This is a genomic window from Streptomyces sp. NPDC057616 (assembly GCF_042800575.1).
Lineage (GTDB): Bacteria > Actinomycetota > Actinomycetes > Streptomycetales > Streptomycetaceae > Streptomyces.
Genome location: NZ_JBHVGU010000022.1, coordinates 163,737 through 169,800, shown reverse-complemented (window position 1 = coordinate 169,800; position 6,064 = coordinate 163,737). Strand labels below are relative to the sequence as shown.

Here is a 6,064-nt window from a genome sequence, read left to right as displayed (position 1 = left end):
CCCCGTCCCCACGGTGCGGCGCGATCAGGTCCCCGTCCAGTCATCCCGTGGACGGCGACCTGGGTCTCAGGTGAGGCCGAGTGCCGGCAGCACGGCGGCCTCCACGAAGCGGACCAGATAGTCGGGGTCGGCGTACTCCCCCTCCAGGACGGGCCGGGCCCGCATGACGCCGAACATCTGCGCCGGCACGTACGGCAGGGCCGGATGGTCGGCGGCGACCTCGCCGCGGTCCACGCCCCGCTGAAGGATCTCCCGCATCGCCCGGATCTCCGGCTCCACCAGCGCCTCGCGCAGCGCCTGCTGAAGGTCCGGGTCCTGGGTGATGGCATGACCGAGCGCCTGGTGGAGCTTGGTGTCCTTGCGCCCCCACAGCGCGGCGACCCGCGCGGCCTGGCGCAGATCCTCGGCCAGCGACCCGGTGTCGATGCCGCCGAAGCGCATCTGCCGGGCGGACCGCAGCGCCGCCGCCACGAACTGGGGCTTCGTCTTCCACTGCCGGTAGAGCGTGGACTTGCTGCAGCGCGTGCTCGCGGCGACGCCCTCCATGGTCACGGCGTCGTAGCCGCACTCACGGATCTGCTCGAGCACCGCGTCGAAGAACTCCTTCTCACGCGCGGGCGTGATCTTGGAGCGGCGCGAGGAGGCGACCGATTCCGGTCCGTCCGCGGCCTGCGACGTCATGTGCTCTTCCCCTCACTCCCGAACCGGGATTATTCCCGGCTTCCAGTGTGTCGTACCTATCGATACGCCACTGTACCGGAACGCCGACGTATCGGTACACTCCCGTATCGGAACGCATTCGTTTCGGCACGCGTGCGTACCGATGAGTTCCGGCCCCGGCCGGGGTCTCACCACGTACAGCAGGCGCACGCAGCAGCAGGCAGGCACGAGCAGCAGCACGAGCAGCAGGCAGACGTACGGCTGGCACAGGCACGACGCACGACGCACGACGCACGACCGTGAAGCAAGGGAGCCGGGGGATGAACGGACGCACTGAGCCTCCAGACCTGGAGGCGGCCGCCATACCGCGGCCGCCTCTCGTCCGAGAGCTCCTGCTCGTCGCGGGACTCTTCCTCGTCTACAAGTTCGGGCGGCAGCTGGCCACCGGCCACACCGGCGAGGCCCTCCACAACGGCCACCGCGTGTGGGACCTCGAACGCGCGCTGCACCTGCCCGGCGAGGGCTCGGTGCAGTCGTTCCTGCTGCACGGCGACGGCGTCGCGCAGATCGCGAACACCTACTACGCGACCGTCCACTTCCCGGCCACCGCGGCCTTCCTGATCTGGCTCTACCTGCGGCGCCCGGCGCACTACGTCTGGGCCCGCCGCGTGCTGGCCACCGTCACCTCGGCGGCCCTGGTGCTGCCCTTCGTCTATCCGCTGGCCCCGCCGCGGATGCTGGCCGGCACCGGCCTGGTCGACACCGCGCACGTCTACGGCCCCTCGGTGTACGGCCCGCCCTCCTCGGACCACCTCTCCAACCAGTTCGCGGCCATGCCCTCGCTGCACTTCGGCTGGGCCCTGATGGTCGCCGTCGGCCTGATCGTGGCGACGCGCTCGCGGTGGCGCTGGCTGTGGCTGCTGCACCCGCTGGTCACGCTGCTGGTGATCGTGGGCACGGCGAACCACTACTGGGTCGACGCCCTCGTCGCGACCGCCATGCTCGGCGTCGCGCTCGCCCTGGTCCACCGGCCGCACCGCACGGTCAGCACCGCCGGGCGCGGCAGCGGGCGGCTCGCGCCGGCCGCCGGGAAGCGCGACGAAAAGGTCCTGGTCGGAGCGGGCCGATGACCGCCGTCCTCGTCGCCGTCGCCCTCTCCCTGGTTTCCGCCGTCGCCTACGCGGCCGCGGCCGTGGCCCAGGAGCGCCTTGCCGCGCGCAGCTCGGAATCCGGCGTGCTGCGGCTGCTGGGCGCGGGTGCCTGGTGGGCGTCGGTCGGGCTCAACGCCTCCGCGGCCCTGCTGCACGTCGTCGCCCTCAAGTACGGTTCGCTGACCGTCGTGCAGCCGCTCGGCGCGCTCACGCTGGTCGCCGCGGTGCCGATGGGGGCGCGGGCGGCCGGGCGGAAGGTGAGCACGGCCGAGTGGCGCGGCACCGCGCTGACGCTGGCCGGGCTGGCCGCGCTGCTGGTCGCCGCGTCCGGTTCGGCGCCGGAGCAGGTGCTGACCCTGACCGAGGCGCTGGCGGTCGCGGGCACCACGGCCGCGCTGATCGGCATGCTGTCGTGGCCGGGAGCCCGGCCGGGACTGCGGCACGCCACCGCGTCCGGGTTCGCCTCGGGCGTGGCCTCGGCGCTCACGCAGACGGTGACCGTGGCGGCGACCGACCGCTCCGGCCCGGCGCTCAGCCTTCAGGTCGTCCTGGTGGCGGTGCTGGTCGCGGCCTTCGCCGCGGGCGGACTTCTGCTGTCGCAGACGGCGTACAAGGGCGGACTCGGCGCTCCGCTGGCGGTGCTGACGCTGTCCAACCCGGTGGCGGCCTCGGTGATCGGCCTCACCCTGCTCGGCCAGGGCCTGCGCGGTGGCGCGGCGGGCGTGCTCCTCGCCCTCGCGGGTGCGGCCGTCGCCTCCAGCGGCGTCGTCCTGCTGACCCGGCTGACCCCCGCTCCGGCCCCGGCGGCACCGGCCCTGTCCGACGAGGAACACCCGGTGGCCGCGGTCCTGGCCGACGAGGAACACCCGGTGGCCGCGGTCCTGGCCCTCAAGCCGGAGACGGCGACGCCGGAACCGGTGCTGGTGCCCCGGCCGACGTCGGACCCGGGCCACCTCACCCCGCTGTGACCGTCGGCGGCCGGCTAGCCCAGGCCGCGTGAATCCTGCTTGAGCGCCGTGTCCACGGTGAGCGCCGTCGCGACGACGAGGCTCAGCAGCGGCTCGGGCAACTGGTAGTGGATCTGCAGGACGTAGTTGTCCGCGGTCGTGAACATCGTCTTGGCAAGGCCCTCCCAGGTCTTGGTGATCCGGGCGACCTCGTTGTCCGCGTGGTCCACGATGGCGAAGTTCCAGGCCCGCCAGTTCTCCGCCTTGACCGCGCCGACCTGGTGGCCGTTCGCGTTCATCGCGAAGTTGATCTTCCCGATCATGTTCTGCTGGACGATCTCGCCGACCGGCGAGCCGTCCGGACGGCTCACCTCCACCCGCGACTTGAAGAACTTCGCGGGCCGGGTCAGCACCAACTGCGGCTGGCCGTAGGCGTCCCGGATCTCCAGCCGGTGCGTCATGAACTGGTCGAGGCTGGAGACGAAGCGCGCCACCTTCTTCAGCGTGCTCTGCCCGACCTCGGTGACCGAGCCGATCTGGTGGCCGTTCTGATCCATGACCGTGTACTCGTTGGTCAGCTCGATCAGCTTGGCCTTCTGGTTCACCACCAGGACCGGCTCGGTGAACAGGCCGCCGCCACCGGGGCCGCCCGCGGCGACCCCGGCCTGCTGCTGCACCTGGCGCTGCACCCGCGGGTCGGGACCCGCGGCCTGCTGCGGCATCTGCGGCACCTGCATCTGCGGCATGTGCGACTGCTGCATGGGCGACTGCGGCTGACCGGCCGGGACCGGCTGCTGGTCGGCATGCGTGTGCTGGGTCCACTGAGCGCCGTCCCAGTAGCGGAGAGTCTGGGGCGCTCCGTGCGGATCCGGGTACCAGCCTGCAGGTGTGTTCGAATGCGTGGTCACCGGGGCACACTACCCCGGCCCCACCGGCACCTCGCCACCCCTCCCGTCCCGGTATTCATCAGCTTTTACCCGGCACGTCACCTCATCGGTCACGCCGTGATGATCGCCGGGTCGCTGACGCCACAACTCCCGTTCTCCACATGTCCGGCGAATCGCCGCAGGAAGTCCGGGTCGGCCTCGGAGGTGACGGTGAGGTCGTACCAGCGCCTGCTCGCCGCGAGGTCCACGGTGTGCCTGACGGTCGCGCCGGGCCGCACCGAGAACGCCTGCGGCCGGACGCCGTAGCCGCCCGCGAGCTTCAGACGGACCGTGCCGGAGCCCTTGTTGGTGAACGTCAACTCGACGTTCTCACCCGTGTGACGGGCGGTGGCCTCGGGTCCGGCGGTCTTGTTCGGGCCCTTGAAGACGCGCAGGAAGCCGTTGGGACCGTGCACGGCGAGGTCGTACGAGCCGTTCGAGTACGCCGAGTTCCAGGTGTCCGCGACCGTCTTGCCGGCCTCGGTGGTGTAGGTCCACGGACCGTCGGTGCGGTTGCCGGAGGTGACCAGGAAGGCGGCGCCCGCCTTCGCCCCCGAGGCGAAGGTGAGCGTGAACTTCCCGCCCGCCGTGTCGGCCGAACCGTCCACGTACGGGGCGTACTTGAGGGGACGCGTCGGGCGCTGGCCGCGCTCCTGCTTGGGCAGGACGCCCTGGGCCGGCGGGGTCGGCACGTAGTCGGGGTGCCGGTTCTTGTCCGGCGGCCGGTAGCCGTCCGTGTCCGGCAGGGCGACCGGCTTGGTGTCCGTACGGGAGAAGTCGAACGCGGCGGTCAGATCGCCGCAGACGGCGCGCCGCCAGGGCGAGATGTTGGGCTCATGGACACCGAAGCGGGCCTCCATGAACCGGATGATCGAGGTGTGGTCGAGCGTCTCGGAGCAGACGTAACCGCCCTTGCTCCAGGGCGAGACGACGAGCATCGGCACCCGCTGGCCGAGGCCGTAGGGGCCGGCCGGGTTGCTGCCGCTGCCCTTGAACAGGTCGAGGGCGGGGTCGACCGTGGACTTGCCCTGCGCGGCCGACTGCGGCGGGTACGGCGGGACCTGGTGGTCGAAGAAGCCGTCGTTCTCGTCGTAGGTGATGAACAGCGCCGTCTTCGCCCACACCTTCGGGTCTGCGGTGAGCGCGTCGAGGACCTGGGAGACGTACCAGGCGCCGTAGTTCGCGGGCCAGTTGGGGTGCTCGGTGAAGGCCTCGGGGGCGACGACCCAGGAGATCTTCGGCAGCTTGCCGCCCTTGACGTCGGCCTTCAGCTGGTCGAAGAAGCCCTCGCCCTTGGTCGCGTCGGTGCCGGTGCGGGCCTTGTCGTAGAGCGGGTCGCCGGGCTTGGCGTTGCGGTACTGGTTGAAGTAGAGCAGCGAGTTGTCGCCGTAGTTGCCGCGGTAGGCGTCGGAGATCCAGCCCCAGCCGCCGGCCGCGTCCAGGCCGTCGCCGACGTCCTGGTAGATCTTCCAGGAGACGCCCGCCTTCTCCAGGCGCTCGGGGTAGGTCGTCCAGCCGTAGCCCGCCTCGTCGTTGCCGAGCACCGGACCGCCGCCCTGGCCGTCGTTGCCCGTGTAACCGGTCCACATGTAGTAGCGGTTGGGGTCGGTCGAGCCGATGAACGAGCAGTGGTATGCGTCGCAGATGGTGAAGGAGTCGGCGAGCGCGTAGTGGAACGGGATGTCCTCACGGGTCAGGTACGCCATCGTCGTGGAGCCCTTGGAGGGCACCCACTTGTCGTACTTGCCCCCGTTGAAGGCGGCATGTCCGTCGTTCCAGCCGTGCGGCAGGTCCTGGATGAACGCCAGGCCCAGGTCGTCGGCGTCGGGATGGAACGGCAGGATCTCCTTGCCGCCCGCGTCCTTCTGGTGCCACACCGACGTGCCGTTCGGCCAGGTCACCGGGCGCGGATCACCGAACCCGCGAACCCCCTTGAGCGAGCCGAAGTAGTGGTCGAAGGAACGGTTCTCCTGCATCAGCACGACGATGTGCTCGACGTCCTCGAGGGACCCCGTGCGACGGTTCGCGGGCAGCGCGGCAGCACGCTCGATGCTGCTGGAGAGCGCGGTGAACGCGGTGGTAGCGCCCGCGAGTTGCAGGAATCGGCGCCGATTGACTTCGGGCATGGTGTGGGTGCCTCTCATCCTGGTGCGGACGGCCGGAACATGACGGAATGCGCGCGCAGCGAGTGTTCCAAGAGCAACAAACGTCAGGGAAGGGCCGGATGGCGCCAATGTGAAAGTCGTCGGTACGAGCGGTGCGGGGCGACGGGAGAGAGCTGCACCGGGTTCGCCTCCTGGGGAGGGGCGGCTGGGGGTGGCGCATTCTTTTCGTTCTCGGCGCCTTCTCCGTCGCGTGGGCCCCCGGCCGCAGCGGCCCG

Annotated in this window: 5 protein-coding genes; 2 read left to right on the top strand and 3 right to left on the bottom strand. The window is 70.9% G+C overall.

The annotated features are described in order from the left end of the window. Positions 1-66: 66 nt before the first annotated feature. On the bottom strand, positions 67-681 hold the full coding sequence (locus tag ACFU97_RS27070; protein ID WP_384261322.1) for a TetR/AcrR family transcriptional regulator: 615 nt from the start codon (positions 679-681) through the stop codon (positions 67-69). A gap of 299 nt (positions 682-980) precedes the next feature. Between ACFU97_RS27070 and ACFU97_RS27065 the strand changes: the two genes are divergently transcribed. Together ACFU97_RS27065 and ACFU97_RS27060 are read left to right on the top strand one after the other, a co-directional pair. Next, a complete protein-coding gene (locus ACFU97_RS27065) occupies positions 981-1,790 on the top strand; it encodes a phosphatase PAP2 family protein (RefSeq protein WP_384261319.1) in 810 nt (269 codons plus the stop codon). Beyond that, the gene (locus tag ACFU97_RS27060; RefSeq protein WP_384261317.1) at positions 1,787-2,779 is read left to right on the top strand and encodes a hypothetical protein; all 993 of its coding nucleotides are present in this window, start codon (positions 1,787-1,789) and stop codon (positions 2,777-2,779) included. The genes ACFU97_RS27065 and ACFU97_RS27060 overlap by 4 nt, the downstream gene beginning before the upstream one ends. Positions 2,780-2,793: 14 nt before the next feature. Here the strand turns inward: ACFU97_RS27060 and ACFU97_RS27055 are convergent, their stop codons facing one another. Together ACFU97_RS27055 and ACFU97_RS27050 are read right to left on the bottom strand one after the other, a co-directional pair. Then, positions 2,794-3,666 (bottom strand): phospholipid scramblase-related protein, encoded by an 873-nt coding sequence (locus ACFU97_RS27055; protein WP_384261314.1) that lies wholly within the window; start codon positions 3,664-3,666, stop codon positions 2,794-2,796. A gap of 89 nt (positions 3,667-3,755) precedes the next feature. Next, positions 3,756-5,810: a phosphocholine-specific phospholipase C gene (locus ACFU97_RS27050; RefSeq protein ID WP_384261311.1), complete on the bottom strand. Its 2,055-nt coding sequence runs from the start codon at positions 5,808-5,810 to the stop codon at positions 3,756-3,758. Positions 5,811-6,064: the final 254 nt, after the last annotated feature.